Source organism: Microbacterium sp. EF45047, from assembly GCF_028472845.1.
In the GTDB taxonomy this organism is placed as follows: domain Bacteria; phylum Actinomycetota; class Actinomycetes; order Actinomycetales; family Microbacteriaceae; genus Microbacterium; species Microbacterium neungamense.
Map to the genome: position 1 here is coordinate 1,860,289 of NZ_CP069429.1, position 24,864 is coordinate 1,885,152.

Genomic DNA, 24,864 nt, shown 5'->3' on the forward strand with positions numbered 1-24,864 from the left:
CGGTGAGCTGATCGCGCCGCGGACGGACTCGCCGCTGCTGGTGGCATCCGGCGCGATGATGCAGTACCTGCCGTGGCTGCTGTTCGGTCTGCACGCCGGAGCCATCGCCGATCGCGTCGACCGGCGACGCCTGATGATCCTCGCGCACGCCTCGCGGGCGCTGGTGGTGCTCGCGCTGTGCGTCTTCCTGCTCACCGGTACAGCGACGATCTGGATCGTGCTGGCCGTGTCGCTGCTGTACGGCACGGCGGAGGTGTTCGCCGACACGACCACCTCGACGGTGCTGCCGATGATCGTGCGGCCCGCCGACCTCGGCACCGGGAACGCCCGGCTGCAGGCCGGCTATCTCGTCGCGAACCAGTTCGGCGGCCCGCCGCTGGGCGCATTCCTCTTCGCCCTGGGCAGCGTGTGGCCGTTCCTGCTGCAGGTGCTCTGCGTCGCCCTGGCGGTGATCCTGGTCTCCCGGATCGCGCTGCCGGCGGTGCCGCTCGCCGCCGGTGACGGCGGGGCGCGGCGTCGCCCGGTGCACCACGACATCGCGGACGGACTGCGCTGGGTGCGGCACAACAGGCCGGTGCGGACGCTGGTGATCAGCTGGAGCGGCACGTGTCGTTCTCGACGCTGATGCGGATCTGCCTGACGCTGGAGGTGCTGATGCACCTGGCCTTCGCGCTGACGACGGCCGGGTGGGTGGCCCTCGGCATCATGTTCGGCTTCGGCGCGTACGCGTTCGTGTGGCACACGATCTCGACGACCGTCCGCCAGCGCCTCGTGCCGCATGCGCTGCAGGGCCGGGTGTCGTCGGTGACCATGGTCTGCGTGTTCGGCGGCATGGTGCTCGGTCAGGCGCTGGGCGGCGTGATCGCTCAGCTGTGGGGGCTCACCGCGCCGTGGTGGTTCGCCTTCGGCGGCGCGGCCGTGACGCTGCTGCTCGTGTGGCGCTCGCTCGGGCACATCGCCGCCGCGAAGCCGGCCGTCGACGAGGATGCCGGGGCGGCGGGCGCGTCCGGCGCTTCGGACGCCGCCGCGCCGCAGGCTCCGGACGAGCGGGTTCAGACGAACGAGCCGTAGACCGCGAGGGTGTTGGCCGCGAGCTGCGCGCACAGCTCGTCGACGTCGACCCCGAGCTCGGATGCCATGAAGCGGACGGTCACTGGCACCAGGTACGGCGCGTTCGGCCGGCCGCGCAGCGGCACCGGGGTGAGGAAGGGCGCGTCGGTCTCGACGAGGATGCGGTCGATCGGGGTGACCTGCAGGGCGTCGCGCAGGTTCTGCGCGTTCTTGAACGTGATGTTCCCCGCGAAGGACAGGTAGTGGCCGGCATCCGCGCACACCCGCGCCATCGCCTCGTCGCCGGAGAAGCAGTGGAAGACGGTGCGCTCCGGTGCGCCGACGCGGGCGAGGGTCTCGAGGACGTCGTCGTGCGCGTCGCGGTCGTGGATCTGCAGGGCGATGCCGTGCTTCTTCGCGAGCGCGATGTGCGCCTCGAACGACGCGTGCTGCGCCGTGCGAGCGGCAGATCCCGCCTCCGCCGCCTCCGGGGTGCGGAAGTAGTCCAGACCGGTCTCCCCGATCGCCCGGGTGCGCGGATGCCCGGCGAGCTCGTCGATCACGGCGAGCGCCTCCTCCAGGCGCCCGGCGGCGGCGTAGACCGGCGCGTCGTTGGGGTGGACGGCGACCGCGGCGAACACGCGCGGATCCTGCTCGGCCGCGGCGACCGCCCAGCGGGACGACTCGATGTCGCCGGAGGCCTGCACGACACCGGCGATGCCCACCGCGGAGGCCCGGTCGAGCTGCTCGCTCAGCGACAGCGGCTCATCGCCGTCGAGGATCTCGAGGTGCGCGTGGTTGTCGTACACCGGGACGGCCAGCGGCTCGGGGGCGGGCGGATAGCGGAGGTCCTTGCGTCCCTCCGCGGAGCGCGCCTGCACGTACGTGTTCGGCTCGGTCATCTCTCAGACGGTCTGCTCCACGCGGGGGAACAGGGGAGCGAGGGTCTGCACGCGGGTGCCGGCGGGGAGGAGACCCCACGCGCCGGCCTCGCGGATCGGCTGCTCCTGGAGTCCGCCGAGCGCGGCGTCCGCACCCAGCGCGGTCCACAGCTTCCCGGTGGCCTGCGGCATCACCGGGGAGAGCAGCACGGCGAGGGCGCGCAGCCCCTCGGCGCAGGTGTAGAGCACCGTGCCCAGGCGCGCCCGCTGCGCGTCGTCGCGGGCCAGCGCCCACGGCTCGTTGTCGGTGATGTAGCCGTTCAGCTCGTCCACGATCGTCCAGATGGAGGAGATCGCCTCGTCGATGCGGAAGTTCTCCACCGCGGCATCCGCCTTCGCCGCGGCATCCGCCACCACCTGCTGGATCGCGAGGTCCTGCTCGGCGTAGGCGGCGGGCTCGGGGACGACGCCGTCGAAGTACTTCTCGATCATCGCGATCGTGCGCGAGGCGAGGTTGCCGAACCCGTTCGCGAGCTCGGCCTGGTAGCGGGCGGACAGGTCCTCCCACGAGAACGAGCCGTCCTGGCCGAAGGCGATCGCGGAGAGGAAGTAGAACCGGTAGGCGTCCGAGCCGAACACGTCGGTGATCTCGGTCGGGGCGATGCCGGTGAGCTTCGACTTCGACATCTTCTCGCCGCCGACGAGCAGCCAGCCGTGGGCGAAGACGCCCTTGGGCACGTCGAGGCCGGCCGCCATGAGCATGGCGGGCCAGATCACGGCGTGGAAGCGGAGGATGTCCTTGCCGACGACGTGGTAGCCCGGCCAGCGGCGGTCGAACAGCTCCTGGTCGGCGCCGTACCCGATGGCGGTGGCGTAGTTCAGCAGGGCGTCCACCCACACGTAGATCACGTGCGACTCGTCCCAGGGCAGCGGGATGCCCCAGTCGAAGGTGGAGCGGGAGATGGAGAGGTCCTTGAGGCCCTGGCTGACGAACGAGACGACCTCGTTGCGCGCGGAGTCGGGGCGGACGAAGTCGGGCTCGCTGCGGTACAGCTCGAGCAGGCGGTCCTGGAACTCGCTCAGTTTGAAGAAGTAGTTCTTCTCCTGCAGCAGCTCCAGCGGCTTGGAGTGGATCGCGCAGACCTTGAGGCCCTCGAACGGGCCGGTGCCGTCGACGATCTCGGACTCGGGCTTGAACTCCTCGCAGCCCACGCAGTACAGCGCCTCGTACTCGCCGGCGTAGATGTAGCCGGCGTCGTACAGCTTCTGGAAGAAGACCTGCACGTTCTTCTCGTGCCGCTCCTGCGTGGTGCGGATGAAGTCGTCGTTGGCGACGTCGAGGGTGGTCAGCAGCGGGAACCAGCTCTCGCCGACGAGCTTGTCGACCCACTCCTGCGGGGTGACGTTGTTCGCAGCGGCGGCGCGCAGCATCTTCTGCCCGTGCTCGTCGGTGCCGGTGAGCATCCAGGTGTCGTCGCCGGCCTGGCGGTGCCAGCGGGCGAGGGTGTCGACCGCCACCGTCGTGTACCCGTGGCCGATGTGGGGCACATCGGACGGGTAGTAGATGGGCGTGGTGATGTAGAACGAGTCGCCAGCGGGCATGGCTTCGATTCTAGGCGGGAAGCGGGTGGCGTCCGGGATCCGTGACTTCGGGGACACCGGCTCCGGCAACACCGGCTCCGGGGTCGCGGCGTGCGCCTCGCGCGGGAATGTGCGCTTCGCGCGGACGGATTCCCGGAATCGGGCCGCGGGAAGCGCACATCTCCGCGGGAACGCCCGGAGAAGGACGCCGCCGCGATGGCGTCGACCCCGGTCACGGGGTCCGCGCGGCGAGGGCCGCCTGGTACAGGTCGCGGGAGGAGAGGCCGGTGGCGGCGGCGACTTCGGCGGCGGCGTCCTTGAGGCGGATGCCGGATGCGACCAGGGCCTGCACCTGGGCGAGCGCGTCCTCGGCGGAGACGGTGCGCGTCGGCGCTCCCTCCACGACCAGCACGATCTCGCCCTTCACCCCGTCGCCCGCCCAGGCAGCGAGCTGGGCGGCGGTGCCGCGGCGCACCTCCTCATAGAGCTTGGTCAGCTCGCGGCACACCGCGATCCGGCGGTCGGGGCCGAAGGCCTCCCCCATGTCGGTGAGTGCGGCGGACAGGCGGGCCGGGGACTCGAAGAACACCATCGTCCGCGGCTCGGCGGCCAGCATCCGCAGCGCCTGCCGCCGCTCCCCCGGCTTGCGCGGGAGGAATCCCTCGAAGCTGAACCGGTCGGTCGGCAGGCCCGACACGGCGAGCGCCGTGATGACCGCACTCGGTCCGGGAAGGGCGGTGACCGTCACACCCCGCTCCACAGCCGCTGCGACGAGACCGTACCCGGGGTCGCTGACCGTGGGCATCCCGGCGTCGCTGAGCACCACGAGGTCCTGCTCGGCGGCGAGCTCGGCCAGCTCGGCCGCCTTCTGCTTCTCGTTGTGGTCGTGCAGAGCGATCAGCCGCGGGCGGTTCGCGATGCTGAGCGCCTGCAGCAGCCGCTGCGTGGTGCGGGTGTCCTCGGCGGCGACGACCTCCGCGTTCTCGAGCACCTCGACCAGACGGCGCGAGGCGTCGCCGAGGTTGCCGATCGGGGTCGCGGCGAGGATGATCACCCGCCCAGCTTAGGCCGCGCGCCGGGGCGGGCCCGGGCGATTGCCTAGGCTTAGCGGGTGACCTCGCCCGCCCCGCTGCTGCCGTCCCTCGCGGCGGGCACGACCGTGTTCGAGCGGGTGCGCGCACGCGTCCTCGCCGACCCGGTGCGCGATCGGATGCTGTCCTGGCTGGCGCCGGCGCTGCTCGTCATGCTGTCGGGCGCGCTGCGGCTGTGGAACCTGGGTCATCCGCACGAGATCATGTTCGACGAGACGTACTACGTCAAGGATGCGTGGGCCGTGTGGAGCCTCGGCTACGAGGGCACCTGGCAGGACGGCGCGAACGAGGCGTTCGCCCGCGGCGACGACTCCGGGTTGCAGACCACCGGCAGCTTCGTGGTGCATCCGCCGCTCGGCAAGTGGATCATCGCGCTCGGGATGGCGCTGGGCGGCCCGTCGTCGAGCTTCGGCTGGCGGGTGACCACCGCGGTCCTCGGCACCCTGACGGTGCTCCTCGCCTATCTCGTCGCGCGCGAACTGACCCGCTCCCGTGTCGCGGCGTCGCTCGCCGGCTTCCTGCTCGCCATCGACGGCCTCGGCATCGTGATGAGCCGGATCGCCCTGCTGGACGGCGCGCTCACGTTCCTCCTGGTGCTCGGGCTGCTCTTCCTCCTGTACGACCGGCGGCGGACGCTGCCGCGTCTCGCGACGGAACGCGGCTCGCCGCAGCGTCTGACCGGCCCGGTCCTGTGGGCGCGGCCCTGGCTGGTCGCGGCCGGTGTCGCGCTCGGCGCGGCATCCGCGGTGAAGTGGTCGGGCCTGTACGCGCTCGCCGTGTGGGGTCTGTACACGGTGGTGACGGATGCCCTCGCGCGTCGCCGCGCGGGCGTCGTGCTGTGGCCGACGGATGCCGTGTTCCGGCAGGGCCCGCTGTCGTTCGTGCTGCTCGTCGTCCCGGCGGCCGCGACCTATCTGCTGAGCTGGACCGGCTGGCTGGTGACCACCGGCGGGTACGACCGCGGCAGCGACCCGAACCCTCTCGTCTCCCTGTGGAAGTATCACGAGGCGGTCTACGCGTTCCACGTCAGCCTCTCCAGCGGGCATCCGTACGCGAGCCCGGCCTGGCAGTGGCCGCTGCTGCTGCGCCCCACCGCGATCTGGGTGGGGGACGAGCAGGGCGGATGCGGCGCGAACCACTGCATCGCGGTGATCTCCTCGGTGCCGAACCCGCTCCTCTGGTACGCCGGCGTCGCAGCCGCGCTGTACCTGCTGTACCGGTGCGCACGCGGCCTGATCGAGCGGACCGCGGTGCCGGCGGCGGTCACGGTGCCGCTGGTCGGCCTCGCCGCGACGTATCTGCCGTGGCTGCTCTACCCGGCGCGGACGATCTTCCAGTTCTACACGGTCGCGATGCTGCCGTTCCTGCTGCTCGCGCTGGCGGTGGCGCTGCGCGACCTGGCCGGCTCGCCGGCCGCCCCGCTCCCCCGCCGGCAGGCCGGTCAGCGGACTGTCGCGGTCTTCCTCGTCCTCGCCGCCGCGGTGTCGGCGTTCTTCTACCCGGTGTGGACCGGCATGAGCGTGCCGTACCCGTTCTGGCTCATCCACAACTGGCTGCCGGGCTGGATCTGAGCACCTGGCGCCCCGCCGGACGCCAGCGCCGCTCCCGGTCCCACCATGCGGGCCCGCGGATCTCGGGCACGCCGTGCCGCATCCGGATCTGCCATTCGGACAGATGCAGCGTGCGATGGTGGTGCCAGCACAGCGCCACGCCGTTGTCGGTGTGGGTGGGACCGCCGCGGGCGGCGTCGCGGACATGATGGATCTCGCACCAGGTCGCCGGGACCGTGCATCCGGGGATGATGCACCCGCCGTCGCGGGTGAGGATCGCGCGCCGCTGCAGGGCGTTGAAGATGCGGGCCGAGGTGCCGATGCTGACGATCCGGCCGCGCTCGTCGAAGAGCACCCGCTGCACGCCGCCGGCGCACGCGGTCTGAGCGGCCACCCGCACCGGCACCAGCACGTCGGTGCCGTCGACGTGCGCCCAGCCCTCCCCGGTCGCGTAGGCGGATGCCGAGACCGTGACCACCAGCGTCGGCGGCGCCCCGCCCACATCGGGCATCTCCCCGGAGCGGGCGGCGGTCATCAGGATCGCGGCGAACGCGTCGTGCTGCTTCTGCGGGCGGGTGCGGTCGTCGACCGGCATCCACGCCTCGTCGTGCTGGGAGTCGATGAAGTGCACGCCGTCCGGCACCGGGACCTCGCCGACGCGCGGGCTGAGCAGGCTGTCGAGGAGCCGGTTCAACTGGGCCGCGACCTCGGGCAGCAGCTCGCCTCGGAGCGACACCCGCCCGTCACGCTCGCGCCCGAGCCGAAGGCTCCGTCCACGCGAGGCGAGCTCGTCCTTCGGCTCGGCGCCGTCCGGGTCGAGGTAGGCCGCCAGCACTCGCGCGAACTGGCCGAGTTCATCGGGAGTCGGCGCCGGAGCCGGATGCCCGGCGGCGGCCGCACCGGCCGCGTCGGCCATGCCGGCATCCTCGACGTCCTCGCCGCCCCCGTCACCGGCCCCACCCGCGATCCCCCGCGCGAAGGCGGCGAGCTGCCGGTCGGCCTCCACCCGCGCCTCGTCGAGGATCCGCTTGCGGCTGCGCTCGAGCGGGTCCGTGGCGGCGAGGAACCCGGCGAGGCCGATGACGCCGTCGTTGAGCGCGCGACGCAGAGCGTCGTAGCGGGCCGGCAGGAACTCGCCGTCGGTGATCCCGCGCACCCGCGCGGTCAGGCCCGCGGCGGCCACCAGCCGATGCGCCCCGGCCCGGTCGGTGTGCAGCACCATCCGCAGCAGATCGGCGGGGCGATCGCATCCGTACGCACTCGTCATCCGCTCGCCGCGCAGCCCCTCCGAGCGCTCCCGCACCTGCACCGTCGCCTCGACCTGCACCGCCTCGATGCGCCGCTGCAGGCGACCGGTGACCTCGAGCAGGACCATCACCTCGGCATCCGGCATCCCGGCGACGACCTCCGCCGCGAACGCGCCCGCGAGCACGGAGGCGATCTCGGCCTCCAGCCGCTCGAGCTGTTCGACGACGCTGTTCATACCCTCCATTCCACTGAGGGCCACCGACATTCGAACGCAGTTTCGAGGCGAAGTCTCAACCTCAGGTTGAGGCGAATTCCCTCCGTCAGTGCGCCGCCGCCTCCGGCGACGCGTGCCCCTCCTGGAAGTCCGGGCGCTTGCCGAACAGCCGCGCGATGCCCAGCACCACGCCGACGATCAGCAGCCCCGCCATGAATCCGACGACCGCGGAGATCGCGGTGTCGACGATCCACACCACCACCGGCCCCGCCGCCTCGATCGCGTGCTCCACGCCGTGCAGCAGGTCCTCGAGCAGGTGGAACCCGACCTCGCCGAGGTTGACGATCACGAGGTGCCCGCCCACCCAGAGCATGGCGACGGTGCCGATCACGCTGATCACCCGGAAGACCGCGGGCATCGACCGCACGATGGCCGCGCCGGTGCGGCGGACGCGCGCTGCGGGGCTCTGCTCCATCCGCAGGCCGATGTCGTCGATCTTCACCAGCAGAGCGACGGCGCCGTACACGAGCACGGTCATCAGCAGGGCGATCACGGCCAGCACGGCGAGCGTCTGCCACAGCCCCATCTCGGGGTCGAGGCTGGCGAGGGAGATGAGCATGATCTCGGTGGACAGGATGAGGTCGGTGCGGATCGCGCCGAACACCAGCCGCTTCTCGTCGCGTGCGCCCTCCTCAACGTGGCCGTGCCCGAACCCGAACCACTCCAGCACCTTCTCCGCGCCCTCGAAGCACAGGTACGAGCCGCCGATGATGAGCAGGTAGGGCAGCACCCACGGCGCGAACGCGGCGAGCAGCATCGCCACCGGGATGATGATGAGGAACTTGTTCGCGATCGACCCCAGCGCGATCTTCGCCACCACCGGCAGCTCGCGCGCGGGCGTGATGCCCTGCACGTACTGCGGGGTCACGGCGGCGTCGTCGATGACGACCCCGGCGGACTTGGAGGACGCCTTGATCGCGGCGGTGAGGATGTCGTCGACGACGGCGAGCAGACCGACGGACATGTGGTGCCTCCTGGATGCTGTGGGGAACTCCCACGCTACTAGGCGACGGACGCCCGGCCGGGCACCGCCGGCTCAGCCGGCGTGCGCACTCCAGGATCGGCAGCTGCGGCGACTCGGTCAGCAGCCGGATCAGCTCCGCATCGAGCCGATCGATCCGCACGGCTACTCCTTCACAACCCCGGGTCGGGACACCGTCCGGGTCAGCCGCGCCGCGACCACGAGCAGCACGGTCAGGCCCAGCGTGAGCAGCAGCTGCGTGCGCGCGGCCGGGTCGAACATCGCGAGCACGATCACCACCCCCAGCAGCACGAGGCACAGCCCGGAGAGCCAGGGGAAGCCCCACATCCGCATCGGCATGGGCTCGCCGGCGCGGTCGGCGCGGCCGCGCAGGATGATCTGCGAGACCGCGGTGGCGGTCCAGATGACCAGCAGCGTCGACCCGACGACGTTGAGCAGCGCGGGCAGCACCACGTCCGGGAAGGCCCAGTTCAGGCCCACGGTGACGAAGCCGAAGGCGACGGATGCCAGTACGGCGACGTACGGGACGCCCTTGTCGCTGGTGCGGGTGACCGCGAGAGGCGCGAGCCCGCGCTCGCCGAGCGAGAAGAACATGCGGGAGGCGCCGTAGATGTTGGCGTTCATCGCCGACAGCAGGGCGATCACGACGATGAGCGACATCACCAGGTCGACCCCGGGCACGCGCAGCGTCGCCAGCACGGCGGAGAAGGGCCCCTCGAGCACGGCCGGGGAGTTCCACGGCAGCACCGCGACGATCACGAAGATCGAGCCGAGGTAGAACACCAGGATCCGGACGACGACCTCGCGCACGATGCGGCGGATGTTGCGGGACGGATCGTCGGACTCGGCGGCGGCGATGGCGACGACCTCGGTGCCGCCGAAGGCGAAGATCACCATGAGCAGGGCGCCGGCGACGCCGACGAGACCGTTCGGTGCGAACCCGCCGTGGGCGAAGAGGTTGCCGATGCCGGTGGCCGGCACGCCGGGGACGAACCCGAGGATGGCGCACACGCCGACGACGAGGAACGCGATGATCGCGAAGACCTTGATCGCGGCGAACCAGAACTCGAACATGCCGTAGTTGCGCACGCCGAACAGGTTCACCGTCATCAGCGTCACGACGAAGACGAGCACCCACAGCCAGGCCGGGATGCCGGGCACCCAGCCGGCGACGATGCCGGCGGCCCCGGTGGCCTCGGCCGCGATGACGACGACGAGCTGGATCCAGTACAGCCAGCCGACCGCGCTGCCGGCGCTGCGGCCCATCGCCTTCTGGGCGTAGGAGCTGAACGCGCCGGAGCTCGGCCGCGCGGCGACCATCTCGGCGAGCATGGCCATCACCAGGATGACGATCGCTCCGGCGACGAGGTAGGACACCAGGACGGCGGGCCCGGCGATGCCGATCGCCTGCCCGGATCCGACGAACAGTCCGGCGCCGATCGCCCCGCCGAGGCCCATCATCGAGATCTGCCGGCGGGTGAGACCGGGATGCAGCCCCTTGGTCGTGGTGGTGGTGACGGGAACAGCGCTCATGCGCGGACCTCCTTGTCCTGTGCGTCGGAAGCGTCGGGAAGCATCGGGAGGAGGACACCGGATCGGCCCGGGACTCCGGTGCGCAAGACTAGGACGGCGGCGGCCGGATGGGCAAACGGCCCAGCGATCACTGCGCATGGCGCGCAATGGCGTCGCGGCTCCGGGCGCATCACTGGACGATCTGCACAGTCCCGCCCCCGCAGGGCCGCCCCTCGCGGACCGGCCCGGACGCCGGGCTCAGCGCTCCCGAGGGATCGCCCCCGGGTCGTTCACCGGCAGCCGGCACACGAACGCGCGGCAGTCGTAGGCCACGCCGTCCGCGGCGTCCTTGCCCTCGAAGAGCGCGAACCCGGCATCCGCGAACGCGCGGGCCTGCGCGGGCGAGACCACCGCGACCACGTCCGCGTCGGCGTCCCGCGCCGCGGCTGCGAGGGGCCCGCCGGGATCGGAGTCGACCACGACCAGCTGCCGCGGCGGCTCGGCGAGACCGGCCGTGACGCGCAGCAGCGCCCCGTACGCGAACGGCTGCGCGAGCGCCCGGCCGGCCGTGCGCGTCACCAGCTCCTCGGCCCGCTCGCGGTGCCGCTCGCCGGCTCCCAGCCGCCAGGCGGTCAGCGACGCGGCTGCCAGGGCCGCCGTCCCCGAGGGGAGGTCGCCGTCGCTGTCATCGGACGAGCCCGGGATGCCGTGCGCGGCCAGCACCGGATCCGCCGCCGGCTCCACCTCCAGCAGCTCCCGCGCCGTCACCGCCCAGGTCGCGTCCCCGGTCGCGAGAGCCAGGGCGAACAGCCCCTCCGCGAGCAGGCCGATGTCGGCGGCGGTCGCGACGGCATCCGAGGCCGCACCGTCGACGGATGCCCGCACCAGACGCCCGTCGGGCGCGCGGTTCACCGCCAGCACGTGCCGGGCCGCGTCGGCCGCGGCGCGCTCCCATTCCGGCTCTCCGAGCACGCTCCTGGCGCGGGCGAGGGCGCCGATCGCGAGGCCGTTCCATCCCGTGATCACCTTGGCGTCCACGGCGGGCGGCTCCAGCCCGGCGCGCTCCGCGGCGGAGCGGCGGTAGTAGCCGCCCTCGTCACGCCGGCCGTCGATCCACGATTCGGAGTCCTGCGCAGCGCCGAAGGCTCCCGAGGGGCGGCGCAGCACGCCGAGCAGGAACCCGGCGATCCCGCGGGCGACCTCCTCCTCCCCCGCGTCGAGCGCCACCTCGAGCAGCTGCGCGTTGTCGGTCAGCATCCGCTCGTAGTGCGGCACGCTCCAGTCCCGCTGCGTGGCGTACCGGAAGAACCCGCCCTCCACGGCATCCCGCAGCTCCGAGCGGGCCATCGCGGCGAGCGCGCGGTCGACGACGTCCGGCTCGAAGCGCTGCAGGAACCGGAGCGTGGTGGCCATCGGGAACTTCGGCGCCCCGCCGAAGCCGCCGTGCACGCGGTCCTCGCGCTGGGCGGCGAGGCGGGCGGCGGCGCGCAGCGCGGGAAGATCGGGCAGGTCCGACGGGGCGGCTTCTGCGGATGCCGCGGCGAGCGCGTCCGCGACGGCATCCGCCGACTCGTGCACCCGCCCGCGCCGCTCGGTCCACGCCTCGCGCACGGCGGCGAGCACGTCGCGGAAGCCCGGCATGCCGCCGCGCGCGACCGGCGGCCAGTAGGTCCCGGCGTAGAACGCCCGTCCCTCCGGGGTGGTGAAGACCGTGAGCGGCCAGCCCAGGTTCTGCGTGAACGCGGACGCGGCGGCCATGTACGCCGCGTCGACGTCCGGGTGCTCCTCGCGGTCGACCTTCACGGCGACGAACCCGTCGTTGATGTCCGCGGCGGTGGCGTCGTCGTCGAAAGACTCCCGCACCATCACGTGGCACCAGTGGCAGGTGGAGTAGCCGATCGAGATCAGCAGCGGCACGTCCCGGCGACGCGCCTCGGCGAAGGCGTCCGCGCCCCACGGCCACCAGTCGACCGGGTTCCCCGCGTGCGCGCGGAGGTACGGGCTGAGGGCGTCGGCGAGGCGGTTCATCCCTCCACGCTACGCCGAGCCCTCAGCCCGGGGGCCGTCAGTTCAGGTCGTTCGGGTGGCTGCCGACGCGGCCGGTGCCGTCGAGCGGGTCGAGGGCGTCGATCCGCTCCATCTGCACCGGGGTGAGCTCGAAGTCGAACACGTCGAGGTTCTCGCGCATGCGCTCGGGGCGCGAGGACTTCGGGAAGACGATGAAGCCCTTCTGCAGGTGCCAGCGCAGCACCACCTGGGCCGGGGTCTTGCCGGTCTCCGCGGCCGCCTCGGCGATCGCGGGCGTGCCGAACAGGTCGTACTTGCCCTGGCCGAGCGGGCCCCACGACTCGATGCGCACGCTGTTGCGGTCGGCCCACTCGGTGATGTCGCGCTGCTGGTACGCCGGGTGCAGCTCGATCTGGTTCACCGCGGGCACCACGCCCGTCTCTGCCACAATGCGCTCGAGGTGCGGGACGAGGAAGTTGGACACGCCGATCGAGCGGGCGAGGCCCCGCTCGCGGATGCCGATGAGCTTCTCCCAGGCGTGCACGTAGTTGTCGCGGGCGGGGGTCGGCCAGTGCACCAGGTACAGGTCGACCTGCTCGAGCCCGAGGCGCTCCAGGCTCTCGGCGATCGCGGCATCGGGCTCGTCGCCGTCGTGCCGGTCGTTCCACAGCTTGGTGGTGATGAACAGCTCCTCGCGCGGGATGCCGCTCTTGGCGATCGCGGCGCCCACGCCCTCCTCGTTGCCGTAGATGGCCGCGGTGTCGATGTGCCGGTAACCGGCCTCGAGCGCCTCGCTGACCGCGCGTTCGGCCTCGTCGGCGGGCACGAGGAACACGCCGTAGCCGAGCTGGGGGATGCTGTTGCCGTCGTTGAGTTCGAGGGTGGGGATCGTCATGCCCCCTCAGCCTAGAGCCTGTGATGACAGGCTGTCACCGCCGGAGAGCCCGGGCGCCGAGATCGCGGGTTCATCGCGTGGGGACGGATGCCGCGGCTCGCGCGACCGCGGCGGTGAGGCGCTCCAGCGGACCGCGGCCGGAGAGGATCGACCACAGGGTCGCGCCGAGCAGCAGCACCAGCGCGCTGACCAGCCAGATGCCGTTGTCGCGGAGGAACCCGCCCGGCCCCGCCATCAGCACGTAGGAGATCACGTGCAGGGTGTATGCGCTCAGCGGCATGGATCCCAGCGCCGCGAACGGCAGCAGCAGCAGCCGGAGCGGCTGCGCCGCCCGCAGGCACAGCCCGATCACGGCGGCGGCGATGCCCGCCGCGGCGAGGATGTCGGCGGTGCCGCCGCTGTGCGGGTCGACGGAGAGGAGCGCGGCGAGCGCGACCCGGCCCGGGTCCGCCGCCTGGACGGCGTCGAGCCAACCCTCCCAGCCGGAGGCCCGGAACGCAGCGTCGACCGGCGGCCGCGCGTCGTCCTCGGCCACCCCGAGCATCCGGCCGATCGCGCCCAGCCCGTGCCCGGCCAGCGCGAAGAGGACGCCGCCCGCCAGCATCCACCACGCCGTGGCGGCGCGGTCCATCCCCAGCCGGCCCAGCGCCATCCCGGCCAGGGCGTACGCCAGCCACACCGTGAGCGGGTACGACCCGTACAGCACGAACCCGGCCGCCTGCCCGGACGGGCCCAGCGCGAGCACCCCGATCAGGGCCGTGACGACGGGACCGGCGAGGGCGAGCACCGCGGCCGCGGCGAACAGCGACCCGGTCCGCCATCGCAGCACCGGGATGAGGGCGACGTACAGCACCCCGTACAGGGTGAGGATCACCGCGATCGGGGTGTTCAGCAGCTCCAGCAGCAGGCCGATCGTGAAGATGGTGGCGCCGCGGCCCACGAGTCCGAGCCGCAGCGACGGCAGCCGCTCGGGTGCGGGCCCGGCCGGTCCGCCGGTCATCAGCGCGACGGACACGCCGGCCAGCACTGCGAAGAGCACGGACGGATGCCCGTGCACCACGCTTCCCCAGCTGTCCGGGTCGTCCGGCCGGAAGGCATCCGGCACGTCCCCCAGGTGCGCGCCGATCATGCCGAGGATGGCGACCGCGCGGGCCACGTCGAGTCCCATGATCCGCGGCGGCCGGCCGAAGGTGCGCAACCAGGAGGCCGCCGCGTCGGCACGGCCCGGCTCCCCGGTGCTCGTCATGAGGCAATCCTAGGAGGCGACGGCATACGATGGAGGGCTATGTCCGCGCCTGCGATCTCGTACCCGCCCGAGCTGCCGGTCAGCGCCGCGCGCGACGAGATCGCCGCCGCGATCCGCGACCACCAGGTGGTGATCGTCGCCGGCGCGACCGGCTCGGGCAAGACCACCCAGCTGCCGAAGATCTGCCTGGAGCTGGGGCGGGAGCGGATCGCGCACACCCAGCCGCGCCGGCTCGCCGCACGCACCATCGCCGAGCGCGTGGCCGAAGAGCTGCAGGTGCCGCTGGGCGGCCTCGTCGGCTACAAGGTGCGGTTCACGGATCAGGTGTCGGATGCCACGCGCATCGCGCTGATGACCGACGGCATCCTGCTGAACGAGATCCACCGCGACCGGCTGCTGCGCCGCTACGACACCATCATCATCGACGAGGCGCACGAGCGGTCCTTGAACGTCGACTTCCTGCTCGGCTACCTCAAGCGCGTCCTCCCCGAGCGGCCGGACCTGAAGGTGATCATCACCTCCGCCACCATCGACCCGGAGAGCTTTGCTGCGCACTTCGCCGCCCCGGGCGGCGCACCGGCGCCGATCATCGAGGTCTCCGGCCGCACCTACCCGGTGGAGATCCGCTACCGGCCGCCGGCTGCAGGAGACGATGACGCTTCGACGGGCCCAGCGTCCGCGACGGGCCCAGCGTCCGCGAGGGGCCCAGCGTCCGCTTCTGCATCCGCCGGGGAACCGGAGGACGAGGTGTCGGCGATCGTCGCGGCGCTGCGTGAGCTCGACCGCGAGGCGCCCGGCGACGTCCTCGTCTTCCTGCCCGGCGAGGCCGAGATCCGCGATGCCGCGGACGCCGTGCGCGGCGCGTACCGCTCGCAGACCGCGCCGGTCGAGGTGCTGCCCCTGTACGGCCGGCTGTCCGCCGCCGAGCAGCACCGGGTGTTCGAGAGGTCGACGGTGGCGGGACTGCGCCGCCGGGTGGTGCTGGCTACGAACGTCGCCGAGACCAGCCTCACCGTTCCGGGGATCAAATACGTCATCGACACCGGCACCGCGCGCATCTCGCGGTACAGCAGCCGCTCCAAGGTGCAGCGCCTGCCCATCGAGCCGGTGTCGCAGGCATCCGCGAACCAGCGCTCCGGACGCGCCGGCCGCACCAGCGCCGGCATCGCCATCCGGCTGTACAGCGAGGAGGACTACGCGAAGCGGCCGGAGTTCACCGAACCGGAGATCCTGCGCACCTCGCTCGCCTCGGTGGTGCTGCAGATGCTGTCGCTGGGATTCGGGGACATCGCCGACTTCCCGTTCCTCACTCCGCCGGATTCGCGGGGAATCAAGGCGGCGCTGGACCTGCTCACCGAGATCGGGGCGGCCGACCTCTCCCGGGGCGAGCCGCGCCTCACCCGGATCGGCCGGGAGATCGCGCGCATGCCGATCGACCCGCGGTTCGCCCGGATGCTGGTGGAGGCGGCGAAGAGCTCGCCCGAGGTGCTCCGCGACGTGCTCGCGATCGTCGCCGGGCTGTCCATCCAGGACGTCCGCGAGCGCCCGTCCGCCGACGCCCCGCAGGCGGTGCGCGACGAGGCCGAGCGCGCGCACGCCCGCTTCACCGACCCGGGCAGCGACTTCCTGACCCTGCTGAATCTGTGGAACCATCTGCGCGCGCAGCAGCGGGAGCTCGGGTCGAGCGCCTTCCGCCGGCTGTGCCGCGCCGAGCACCTGAACTACGTCCGCGTGCGGGAGTGGTTCGACGTGCACCGTCAGCTGCGCACCCTGGTGCCCTCCCGGTCGCCCAGTGAGACGGCCACCGCCGACCCGGATGCCCTGCACCGGGCGATCCTCGCCGGTCTGCTCTCCCAGATCGGCATCCTCGACGAGCGCACCGCGGCGAAGGGCCAGGGCGCCCGCACCGATCCGCGCCGTCGCGGCGCCGAGTACCGCGGTGCGCGCGGCATCCGCTTCTCGATCTTCCCGGGCTCCGCGCTGCGGAAGAAGAGCCCGCGCGCGGTGATGTCCGCCGAGATCGTGGAGACCTCGCGCACCTTCGCGCGCACGGTCGCGGCCATCGATCCGGCCTGGGCGGAGGCGCTGGCCGGCGACCTGGCGAAGCGGCAGGTGTCCGAGCCGCACTGGTCGAAGGACGCCGGCGCCGCGGTCGCCTTCGAGAAGGTGCTGCTGTTCGGACTGGAGATCGTGCCGCGCCGGCGCGTGCAGTTCGCCCGGATCGACCGACCCGGCGCGCGCGAGCTGTTCCTGCGGCACGCGCTGGTGGAGGGCGAGTGGGATCCGTCCCGGCTGGACAAGCGGGTCGGCGCGTTCTGGCGCAGCAACGCCGAGCTGCGCCGGCGGCTGGAGAAGCGCGAGGAGCGGGAGCGCCGTCGCGACATCCTCGCCGGCGACGAGGCCGTGTACCGCTTCTACGACGAGCGCATCCCGCCCGAGGTGTTCGATGTGCGCTCCTTCGAGAAGTGGTGGCGCGACACGCTCCCCACCGCCCCGAAGCTGCTCGTGATGCGCGAGAGCGACCTGCTCGAGGACGCCGACCGCGGCGAGCGCGGCGAGTTCCCCACGCGCTGGCCGCAGGGCGACCAGGTGCTCGGCCTCGCCTACCGCTTCGAACCGGGGGCGCCCGACGACGGCGTGAGCGTCGTCGTCCCGCTCGCGCTGCTGCAGCAGGTCCGGGACACCGGCTTCGACTGGCAGGTGCCCGGCCTGCGCGCCGAGCTCATCACCGGGCTGCTGCGGGCGCTGCCCAAGGCGATCCGCCGGCACGTCGTGCCCGCGGCAGACTGGGCGGAGCGCTTCGGCGAGGACGTCGCCCCGGACGCGCCCGAGCGGCATGACGGGCTGCCGCCCCGATCGCTGCGCGAGGCGCTCGCCAAGCTCATCCAGCCGCTCGCGAACCAGCCCGTCTCGGCCGCCGACTTCGACATGGAGCGGGTGCCGGGGCACCTGCGGATGAACTTCCGCGCGGTGGACGAACGCGGCCGCGTGGTCGGCTCGGACCGCGACCTCACCGCGCTGCAGCAGCGGCTCGCCGACCGCTCCCGCGCGAGCGTCGCGCGCACGGTCGCGAAGGGCGACAACAGCACCCCGAGCTCGTCGAAGGGTCCGGGTGACGGAGGAACCCTTCGACAGGCTCAGGGTCCGGGACAGGCTCAGGGTCAGGGACAGGCTCAGGGTCCGGGACGACCGACGGTCGAGCGCGACGGGATCACCACCTGGGACTTCGGCGACCTGCCGCCGGTGCTGGACACCCGGGTGGCCGGAGGCGTGGTCCGCGGCTACCCGGCCCTGATCGACGCCGGGAAGTCCGTCTCGCTGCGCGTGGAGGCGACGGCGGATGCCGCGGCCGCCGCCACCCGCGACGGCGTGCTGCGGCTCGTGCTGCTGAACGTCCCCTCGCCGGCCTCGTACGTGCAGGAGCACCTGACCGCGCAGGAGAAGCTCGCGCTCGCCGCCTCGCCGTATCCGAACGTCGCGGCGCTGATCGAGGACTGCCGTGCCGCGGTCGCCCACCGGATCATCGACGAGGCGAGCCCGGACGGCGGCGGCATCCGCACCGCGGAGGCCTTCGCACGCGTGCGGGATGCCGTCTCGGCCTCCCTCGTCGACGAGCTGTTCGCGTGCGTCTCGCTCGTGGCGCGCATCCTCACCCGTGCGCGCGAGGTCGAGCGCGGCATCCGCGCCCAGAACTCGCTCGCGCTGCTCGGCCCGCTGAACGACATCCGCTCGCAGCTGTCCGGGCTGCTGCATCCCGGCTTCGTCTCGGCCACCGGCATCGCCCGGCTTGCGCATCTCCCCCGCTACCTGGACGGCATGCTCGAGCGCCTGCGCGTGCTGGCCGAGGCTCCCGGGAAGGACCGCGCCCGGATGAGCGAGTTCGAGCGGATGGCGCAGCTGTTCGCGGATGCCGGCGGCACGATCCCCCTCCCCGCCGCCGCGCCGGCGCCGCTCGTGGAGGTCCGCTGGCTGCTCGAGGAATACCGGATCAGCCTGTTCGCGCAGCGGCTCGGCACCGCGCAGCCGGTCTCGCCGCAGCGCATCCAGAAGGCCCTGGCCGGAGCCGCCTGATGCCCGGCACCGTCTGATGCACCAGCACCGTCTGCCGCACCGTCTGCTCGCGATCCTCGCCATCACCGCCGCCTCGGTGCTGTGGGGCACGACCGGGACGGCGGCGACGTTCGCCTCGGATGCGGGGCCGCTCGCGATCGCCGCGGCCGCGCTCGGCGTCGGCCGCGTACTGCAGGCCGCCGTGGCGATCCGGCCGCTGCGCGAGGCGCGCGTCCGGCTGCACGAGCACCGCGCTCTCGTGGCGGCCGGCGCCCTGTCCGTGACGATCTACCCCCTCGCCTTCTACAGCTCGATGCACCTCGCGGGCGTCGCGATCGGGACCGGGGTCTCGCTGGCATCCGCGCCGCTGGCCTCCGGTGTGCTGGAGCGGGTCGTCGACGGCGCGCGGCTGGGACGCTGGTGGGTGGCGGCGGCCGCGGCCGGCATCCTCGGCAGCGCGCTGCTGTGCCTGTCCACCCTCGACGGCGACGCCGGTCGCGCGCTGTGGGGCACGTTCGCCGGCATCCTGCTCGGCCTGGTCGCCGGAGCGACATACGCGATCTACTCGTGGGCCGCGACCCGCCTGATGGGCGCGGGCGTGAGCCGTGCGGCGTCGATGGGAGCGGTGTTCGGGATCGCCGCCACCACGCTCACCCTGACCGAGCCCGCGGTCGCCGCCGTGCTCGCGGTGCTCATCGTCGGCGAGCGGCTGAGCCTCATCGGCTGGGTCGGCCTGGGGCTGATCGGGCTCGTGCTGGTGCTGCTCGTGCTCGCGCCGCCGCCGGGGCAGGAGACGCGCGGGGTCGCCCCGGCGGTGATCCCGGCCGACTAGCCTGGGACCATGGCTCGAGCGATCGTGTACACGGAAATCGGTGCCCCTGACGTCCTGCGCCTCGAGGAGGTGCCCGATCCCGTCGCCGGTCCGGGCGAGGTCGTGGTGCGGATCGAGGCCGCCGGGGTGAACCCCCTCGACGCGAAGCTGCGCGGCGGCCGCCGGCCGTCGCCGCCGATCACCCGGCCGCGCCGGGTCGGCTTCGACGGCGCCGGGGTGATCACGGCGATCGGCGAGGGCGTGCGGGGCTTCGGGGTCGGCGACCGGGTCGCGATCCGCGACACCGTCGGCACCTACGCCACGGCTCTGGCCGTGCCGGCCGCGCACCTGGCGCGCCTGTCGGACGGCGTGACCACCGCCGAGGGCGCCGCCCTCGGCATCCCGGCCGGCACCGCCTACCAGACCCTGCGCTCGCTGGGCGTGCGCAAGGGCGACACCGTGCTGGTGCATGCCGCCTCCGGCGCCGTCGGTCAGGCGATCGTCCAGTACGCCACGCTGTGGGGCGCCACCGTGATCGGCACGGCCAGCCCGGAGCGCTTCGAGCAGGTGCGCGCCCTCGGCGGCATCCCGGTCGCCTACGGCGAGGGGCTCGCCGAGCGGGTCCGCGAGGCGGCGCCCGGCGGCATCACGGTCGCGATCGACGTGGTCGGCACGGACGAGGCCATCCAGACCTCGCTCGCACTCGTCCCCGACCGGGACCGGATCGCGACGCTCGTGCGCGGCCCGGAGGCGGCGGACTTCGGCATCCGCGCGTTCTCCGGCGGCAGCCCGGTGCCGCTCACCGACGAGGAGAAGGCCTGGCGGGCGGAGGCGCTGCCGCTGACCATCAACCTCATCGAGGCCGGCGACTTCCAGGTGGAGCTGGGGCCGGAGCTGCCGCTGGCCGAGGCGGCGCGGGCGCACGAGCTGATCGAGGAGCACGCGGCGCGCGGCAAGATCATCCTGGTGCCGTGACGCCGCGGCGGTAACCGGCGGTAACAGACCGGGCGCGGGCGGGGCCCCTGCCCGGATGATGGACGGCATGAGCGCGTTCGCGACCCTTCAGATCCAGGCCGGCTACGTCCCCGGCACGCCGCAGAACGGCGCGATCCCGCCCATCCACCAGACGGCGGCGTACCAGTTCGCCTCGCTCGCGGATGCCACGGAGCTGTTCGCGCTGCGCAAGTCCGGGAACCTGTACAGCCGCAACGCCAGCCCGACCCAGCAGGTGCTGGAGGAGCGCGTCGCCGCTCTCGAAGGCGGCGCCTCCGCCGCCGCCGTGGCCTCCGGGCAGGCCGCCGTCGCGGTGACGCTGCTCGCCCTGGCGGGCCGCGGCGGGCACATCGTGGCCGCGAACCAGCTCTACGGCGGCACGGTCGACCTGCTGCACGACACGTTCGCCGACTTCGGCATCCCGGTGACCTTCGTCGACCAGGACGACCCGGACGCCTGGCGGGACGCGATCCGGCCCGAGACCCGCGCGGTGTTCGCCGAGTCGGTGGCGAACCCGATCGCGCAGGTGCTGGACATCCGCCTCGTCGCCGACATCGCGCACGAGGCCGGCGTGCCCCTCGTGATCGACAACACCGTCGGCACCCCTTACCTGGTGCGGCCGGGCGAGCACGGCGCGGACTTCGTGGTGCACTCGGCGACGAAGTTCCTCTCCGGTCACGGCACCTCCCTCGGCGGGGTGGTGGTCGACCAGGGCAGCTTCGACTTCGGCGCCGAGCCGGAGCGGTGGCCGCAGTTCACCGCTCCGTACCCGCGGTTCGGCGACTTGGTGCTGTGGGAGCGCTTCGGCATCGGCCAGTCCTTCGTGCCGCTGGTGAAGTCGAAGTACGTGCACGACCTGGGCCCGTCGCTGTCGCCGTTCAACGCGTGGCAGATCCTGCAGGGCATCGAGACGCTCGACCTTCGGGTGACCCGCCAGAGCGCCACGGCGCTCGCCGTGGCGCAGCATCTGCAGCGGCATCCGGCGGTCGCGGCGGTGAACCACCCGGGGCTGCCCGGCAACCCGTGGCACGACCTCGCCGCGCGGTACCTGCCGCGCGGGGTGCCCTCGGTGTTCTCGTTCGATCTCGCAGCCCCCGCCGACCGGGCCGCGCAGGAGGCGGTCGCGCGGGTGATCGACGCCCTCCGGGTGTGGCGCCTGGTTGCGAACATCGGCGACGCGCGCAGCCTGGTCGCGCACCCGGCGTCGATGACGCACTCGCATCTCACGGCCGAGCAGCTCGCCGCGGCGGGCATCTCGCCGACGACGATCCGGCTGTCGGCGGGTCTGGAGGACCCGGACGACCTCATCGCGGATCTCGACCGGGCGCTCGCCGGGATCTGAGGTCCGGGGCGCGGGGTGCCGTCCGCTCGCCCGCCGGGCCGCGCCCGCGCGGGCTAGTCTGAGTGCATGACCGGTCTTCGCTGGGGAATCCTCGCCACCGGGGGCATCGCCTCCGCCTTCGCCTCCGACCTCCGCACCGCCGGCCTCGACCTGGTGGCGGTCGGCTCTCGCACGCAGCAGGCGGCGGATGCCTTCGCCGAGCGCTTCGGCATCCCGCACGCGCACGGGTCGTACGAGGCGCTCGTGTCCGACCCGGACGTCGACATCGTGTACGTGTCCACGCCGCATCCGATGCACCACGCCAACGCACGGCTCGCGCTGGAGCACGGCAAGCACGCCCTGGTCGAGAAGGCGTTCACGATCAACCGGGCGCAGGCGGAGGATCTGCAGCGGCTGGCGGAGGAGAAGGGCCTCCTGGTGATGGAGGCGATGTGGACCCGCTACCTGCCGCACATGGTGCGGCTGCGCGAGATCCTCGCGGCGGGGACGCTCGGCGAGCTGCGCGCGGTGACGGCGGATCACACCCAGCTGCTGCCCTCCGACCCCGCGCACCGGCTGAACGCGCTCGAGCTCGGCGGCGGCGCCCTGCTCGACCTCGCCATCTACTCGATCTCGTTCATCTGGGACGTGCTGGGCGCGCCGACCTCGGTCAAGGCGTCGGGCCGGCTCGTCGAGACGGGCGCCGACAGCGAGGTCGCCACCGTGATGACGCACGAGGGCGGCGCGGTGTCGACCAGCATCTCGTCGTCGCGCGCGGCGGGGCCGAACACGGCGGTGGTCGTGGGAACGGATGCCCGGATCGAGATCGACCGGGTCTGGTACACCCCGACGTCGTTCCGGGTGGTCGCGCCGGCCGGCGAGGTCCTCGAGGAGTACGTGTCGAGGGTGGACGGGCGCGGCATGCAGTTCCAGGCGTTCGCGGCGGAGCGCCTCGTCGCCGACGGCACCCTCGCCGGGGACATCCTCCCGGTGGCCGAGAGCGTCGCCATCATGGGCACCCTCGACGAGATCCGGCGCCAGATCGGCGTCACCTACCCGGGTGAGTGAGGAACGACCTGATGGCCCACGGAGGAACGACCTGATGGCCCACGGAGGAACGACCTGATGGCAGAGAGCACGGACGCCCGCGTCGCGGTCTACCTGGACTTCGACAACATCGTCATCTCCTGGTACGACCGCGTGCACGGCCGCAACGCCTACGGCAAGGACCGGCAGCGCATCGCCGACGACCCGAACGACGCCGAGGTCGCCGACCGGCTCAGCCGCGCCATGATCGAGGTCGGCGCGATCATCGACTACGCCGCCTCCTTCGGCACGCTCGTCCTCACCCGCGCGTACGCCGACTGGTCCTCGCCCGTGAACGCCGAGTACCGCACGCAGCTGGTGGCGCGCGCGGTGGACCTGGTGCAGCTGTTCCCGGCGGCCGCGTACGCCAAGAACGGCGCCGACATCCGCCTCGCCGTGGATGCGGTCGAGGACATGTTCCGCCTGCCCGACCTCACGCACGTGGTGATCGTCGCCGGCGACAGCGACTATGTGCCGCTGGCGCAGCGCTGCAAGCGGCTGGGCCGCTACGTCATCGGCGTGGGGGTGGCCGGTTCCACCGCGAAGTCGCTCGCCGCGGCGTGCGACGAGTTCGAGGCGTACGACTCGCTGCCCGGCGTGGTCCGCCCGACGCCGCGTGCCGAGGTCGTCGCGACGGCATCCGCGCCCGCCAAGGAGCGAGCCGAGGGGAAGACGGGAGGCAGTACCCGCAAGGCGATGGCCGCGCCGAAGCTCGATGAGCAGGGCGAGGCGACGCAGCTGCTCGAGCGTGCACTGCGTCTCGGGCATGACAAGGCGGATGCCGACGAGTGGCTGCACAGCTCGGCGGTGAAGACGCACATGCGGCGCATGGACCCGTCCTTCAGCGAGAAGGCGCTCGGCTACCGGTCGTTCTCCGACTTCCTGAAGTCGCGGGACGACATCGCCGAGCTCGAGGAGACCGGGCACGAGCGCCTGGTGCGCCTGCGCGAGCGCTGAGGAGGACAGCCGCCGCGTTCGAGACCGAGGGAGGAACCATGACCGAGGAGCTGCGCACCCGGATCGCCGAGATCCGGGCCCAGGAGGAGCGCCTGGTGCTCCCCCGCTTCACCTTCGACGAGGCCTGGGAGATCGGGAGCTGGCTCGTCCGGGCCGCCCGCGAACGCGGCCTGGCGATCACGATCCGCATCGTCCGCGGCGAGCAGGTGCTGTTCCACGCCGCGCTTCCCGGCACCTCCGCCGACAACGACGGCTGGGCGACCCGCAAGGCGAACACGGTCTCCCGGTTCGGGCAGAGCTCGTATCTGGTCGGCCTCAGCCACAAGGCATCCGGGGCCGACTTCCTCGACAAGCCGTGGAACGACCCGGCCCGCTACGCCGCGCACGGCGGCGCCTTCCCGGTGACCGTCGCCGGCGTCGGCGTGGTCGGCAGCGTCACGGTGTCGGGCCTGGCGCAGGCGGACGACCACGCGCTGGTCGTCGAGGCACTGGAGCAGCACCTGGCGACCGCGCGCGACTGAGCCCCGGCTACTGGTTGCTGAACGCGGCGTCGAACGACGCCTCCGGCGGCGGCCACAGCAGCGACCGCACGAATCCGACCGCTTGCGCGGCCCCGTGCAGGCGGTCCATCCCCGCGTCCTCCCACTCGATGGAGATGGGCCCGGTGTAGCCGATCGCGTCCAGCGCGCGGAACGCGTCCTCCCAGGGCACGTCGCCGTGACCCGTGGACACGAAGTCCCAGCCGCGACGCGGGTCGCCCCAAGGCAGGTGCGAGCCGAGCACGCCGGCGCGGCCGTTGCGAGGCCGCATCCGGGTGTCCTTGCAGTCGACGTGGTAGATGCGGTCCCGGAAGTCCCAGATGAAGCCGACCGGATCGATGTTCTGCCACATCATGTGGGACGGATCCCAGTTGAAGCCGAAGGCGGGACGGCGGTCGATCGCCTCCAGCGCCCGCACGGACGTCCAGTAATCGTAGGCGATCTCGCCCGGATGAACCGTCGATCCCGGAGTGGTCGCGGAGGAATCGCACCGCCCCCACGACGTCGTCGAGGTGGATCCAGCTGAACTTCTGCCGGCCGCGAGAGCGGATGCCGAGGGGCTGCCGCGGCTGCGTCGGATGCTGCCCGATCCCCCGGTATCGGCGGTGCGGGAACCACCAGCCGTCGTACTGCGGTCCGCCCAGGCCCCACCGTGCGAGCCGGAAGAGCAGGTCGGTGGCGGGGCCGTCCCCGAGCACGATGGTGATGCGGAGAGCGACCCGCCGCGTGGCCGGCAGCGCGCCGCGGAAGAACTCCTCCTCCCAGGCCAGCGCGACGTCCGGGGAGAATC

At 72.7% G+C, this 24,864-nt stretch carries 17 protein-coding genes and 2 pseudogenes; 9 read left to right on the forward strand and 10 right to left on the reverse strand.

Translation table 11 applies throughout. The features are described from left to right. Positions 1–7: 7 nt before the first annotated feature. Positions 8–1,071: pseudogene (locus JRG78_RS09045) on the forward strand (MFS transporter); the annotation flags it as partial. On the opposite strand, the gene JRG78_RS09050 reads toward JRG78_RS09045, so the two are convergent. The 3 genes from JRG78_RS09050 to rsmI all read right to left on the reverse strand — a co-directional run bounded on the left by JRG78_RS09050 (position 1,053) and on the right by rsmI (position 4,566). Continuing rightward, positions 1,053–1,952, reverse strand: a complete 900-nt coding sequence (locus JRG78_RS09050; RefSeq protein WP_259606370.1) for a TatD family hydrolase — start codon at positions 1,950–1,952, stop codon at positions 1,053–1,055. The pseudogene JRG78_RS09045 and the gene JRG78_RS09050 sit on opposite strands and share 19 nt — an antisense overlap. Positions 1,953–1,955: 3 nt before the next feature. Further along, positions 1,956–3,533 carry a methionine--tRNA ligase gene (metG, locus tag JRG78_RS09055; RefSeq protein WP_259606371.1) on the reverse strand — a complete coding sequence of 526 codons (1,578 nt, stop codon included), beginning with the start codon at positions 3,531–3,533 and terminating at the stop codon, positions 1,956–1,958. A gap of 211 nt (positions 3,534–3,744) precedes the next feature. Beyond that, positions 3,745–4,566 (reverse strand): 16S rRNA (cytidine(1402)-2'-O)-methyltransferase, encoded by an 822-nt coding sequence (gene rsmI / locus JRG78_RS09060; protein ID WP_259606372.1) that lies wholly within the window; start codon positions 4,564–4,566, stop codon positions 3,745–3,747. A 57-nt stretch (positions 4,567–4,623) separates the two neighbouring features. Here rsmI and JRG78_RS09065 point away from each other — a divergent pair, with 57 nt between their 5' ends. After that, positions 4,624–6,174 carry a dolichyl-phosphate-mannose--protein mannosyltransferase gene (locus JRG78_RS09065; RefSeq protein WP_259606373.1) on the forward strand — a complete coding sequence of 517 codons (1,551 nt, stop codon included), beginning with the start codon at positions 4,624–4,626 and terminating at the stop codon, positions 6,172–6,174. Here JRG78_RS09065 and JRG78_RS09070 read toward each other — a convergent pair. From JRG78_RS09070 to JRG78_RS09095, 6 genes are all read right to left on the reverse strand, one after another. Next, complete coding sequence (locus JRG78_RS09070) at positions 6,143–7,636, reverse strand: HNH endonuclease signature motif containing protein (protein ID WP_272653328.1); 1,494 nt, start codon at positions 7,634–7,636, stop codon at positions 6,143–6,145. The two genes, JRG78_RS09065 and JRG78_RS09070, sit on opposite strands and share 32 nt — an antisense overlap. Before the next feature lie 85 nt (positions 7,637–7,721). Then, positions 7,722–8,639, reverse strand: coding sequence for a DUF808 domain-containing protein (locus tag JRG78_RS09075; RefSeq protein ID WP_272653329.1), 918 nt, complete (start codon positions 8,637–8,639; stop codon positions 7,722–7,724). 162 nt (positions 8,640–8,801) lie between these two features. After that, positions 8,802–10,190, reverse strand: a complete 1,389-nt coding sequence (locus tag JRG78_RS09080; RefSeq protein ID WP_259606376.1) for an amino acid permease — start codon at positions 10,188–10,190, stop codon at positions 8,802–8,804. Positions 10,191–10,427: 237 nt separating this feature from the next. Beyond that, positions 10,428–12,197, reverse strand: a complete 1,770-nt coding sequence (locus JRG78_RS09085) for a thioredoxin domain-containing protein (RefSeq protein WP_259606377.1) — start codon at positions 12,195–12,197, stop codon at positions 10,428–10,430. A 37-nt stretch (positions 12,198–12,234) separates the two neighbouring features. Then, entirely contained in the window at positions 12,235–13,071 is an 837-nt protein-coding gene (locus tag JRG78_RS09090) for an aldo/keto reductase (protein ID WP_259606378.1), read from the reverse strand. Between the two features lie 70 nt (positions 13,072–13,141). After that, on the reverse strand, positions 13,142–14,317 hold the full coding sequence (locus tag JRG78_RS09095; RefSeq protein WP_272653330.1) for a heparan-alpha-glucosaminide N-acetyltransferase domain-containing protein: 1,176 nt from the start codon (positions 14,315–14,317) through the stop codon (positions 13,142–13,144). 39 nt (positions 14,318–14,356) lie between these two features. On the opposite strand from JRG78_RS09095, the gene hrpA reads away from it, so the two are divergent. The 7 genes from hrpA to JRG78_RS09130 all read left to right on the forward strand — a co-directional run bounded on the left by hrpA (position 14,357) and on the right by JRG78_RS09130 (position 24,056). After that, positions 14,357–18,388: an ATP-dependent RNA helicase HrpA gene (gene hrpA, locus JRG78_RS09100; protein ID WP_432806408.1), complete on the forward strand. Its 4,032-nt coding sequence runs from the start codon at positions 14,357–14,359 to the stop codon at positions 18,386–18,388. Positions 18,389–18,404: 16 nt separating this feature from the next. Further along, a complete protein-coding gene (locus JRG78_RS09105; RefSeq protein WP_259606380.1) occupies positions 18,405–19,199 on the forward strand; it encodes an EamA family transporter in 795 nt (264 codons plus the stop codon). 9 nt (positions 19,200–19,208) lie between these two features. Continuing rightward, positions 19,209–20,153, forward strand: a complete 945-nt coding sequence (locus JRG78_RS09110; protein WP_259606381.1) for a quinone oxidoreductase family protein — start codon at positions 19,209–19,211, stop codon at positions 20,151–20,153. Positions 20,154–20,220: 67 nt separating this feature from the next. Further along, a complete protein-coding gene (locus JRG78_RS09115) occupies positions 20,221–21,513 on the forward strand; it encodes an O-acetylhomoserine aminocarboxypropyltransferase/cysteine synthase family protein (protein WP_259606382.1) in 1,293 nt (430 codons plus the stop codon). Between the two features lie 66 nt (positions 21,514–21,579). Further along, the gene (locus JRG78_RS09120; RefSeq protein ID WP_259606383.1) at positions 21,580–22,560 is read left to right on the forward strand and encodes a Gfo/Idh/MocA family protein; all 981 of its coding nucleotides are present in this window, start codon (positions 21,580–21,582) and stop codon (positions 22,558–22,560) included. A 57-nt stretch (positions 22,561–22,617) separates the two neighbouring features. Further along, on the forward strand, positions 22,618–23,535 hold the full coding sequence (locus tag JRG78_RS09125) for an NYN domain-containing protein (protein ID WP_259606384.1): 918 nt from the start codon (positions 22,618–22,620) through the stop codon (positions 23,533–23,535). A gap of 38 nt (positions 23,536–23,573) precedes the next feature. Next, positions 23,574–24,056: a heme-degrading domain-containing protein gene (locus JRG78_RS09130; protein ID WP_259606385.1), complete on the forward strand. Its 483-nt coding sequence runs from the start codon at positions 23,574–23,576 to the stop codon at positions 24,054–24,056. Positions 24,057–24,063: 7 nt separating this feature from the next. Here JRG78_RS09130 and JRG78_RS09135 read toward each other — a convergent pair. Beyond that, positions 24,064–24,531 (reverse strand): annotated as a pseudogene (locus JRG78_RS09135) (sugar phosphate isomerase/epimerase family protein); the annotation flags it as partial. Positions 24,532–24,864 lie beyond the last annotated feature (333 nt).

Excerpts from the sequence above, each read along its gene's own strand:
- hrpA (WP_432806408.1), top strand. The coding sequence starts at position 14,357 with ATGTCCGCGCCTGCGATCTCGTACCCGCCCGAGCTGCCGGTCAGCGCC.
- JRG78_RS09105 (WP_259606380.1), top strand. The coding sequence starts at position 18,405 with ATGCACCAGCACCGTCTGCCGCACCGTCTGCTCGCGATCCTCGCCATC.
- JRG78_RS09080 (WP_259606376.1), bottom strand. The coding sequence starts at position 10,190 with ATGAGCGCTGTTCCCGTCACCACCACCACGACCAAGGGGCTGCATCCC.
- JRG78_RS09125 (WP_259606384.1), top strand. The coding sequence starts at position 22,618 with ATGGCAGAGAGCACGGACGCCCGCGTCGCGGTCTACCTGGACTTCGAC.
- metG (WP_259606371.1), bottom strand. The coding sequence starts at position 3,533 with ATGCCCGCTGGCGACTCGTTCTACATCACCACGCCCATCTACTACCCG.
- JRG78_RS09070 (WP_272653328.1), bottom strand. The coding sequence starts at position 7,636 with ATGAACAGCGTCGTCGAACAGCTCGAGCGGCTGGAGGCCGAGATCGCC.
- JRG78_RS09115 (WP_259606382.1), top strand. The coding sequence starts at position 20,221 with ATGAGCGCGTTCGCGACCCTTCAGATCCAGGCCGGCTACGTCCCCGGC.
- JRG78_RS09130 (WP_259606385.1), top strand. The coding sequence starts at position 23,574 with ATGACCGAGGAGCTGCGCACCCGGATCGCCGAGATCCGGGCCCAGGAG.
- JRG78_RS09075 (WP_272653329.1), bottom strand. The coding sequence starts at position 8,639 with ATGTCCGTCGGTCTGCTCGCCGTCGTCGACGACATCCTCACCGCCGCG.
- JRG78_RS09090 (WP_259606378.1), bottom strand. The coding sequence starts at position 13,071 with ATGACGATCCCCACCCTCGAACTCAACGACGGCAACAGCATCCCCCAG.
- JRG78_RS09050 (WP_259606370.1), bottom strand. The coding sequence starts at position 1,952 with ATGACCGAGCCGAACACGTACGTGCAGGCGCGCTCCGCGGAGGGACGC.
- JRG78_RS09095 (WP_272653330.1), bottom strand. The coding sequence starts at position 14,317 with ATGACGAGCACCGGGGAGCCGGGCCGTGCCGACGCGGCGGCCTCCTGG.
- JRG78_RS09120 (WP_259606383.1), top strand. The coding sequence starts at position 21,580 with ATGACCGGTCTTCGCTGGGGAATCCTCGCCACCGGGGGCATCGCCTCC.
- JRG78_RS09110 (WP_259606381.1), top strand. The coding sequence starts at position 19,209 with ATGGCTCGAGCGATCGTGTACACGGAAATCGGTGCCCCTGACGTCCTG.
- JRG78_RS09085 (WP_259606377.1), bottom strand. The coding sequence starts at position 12,197 with ATGAACCGCCTCGCCGACGCCCTCAGCCCGTACCTCCGCGCGCACGCG.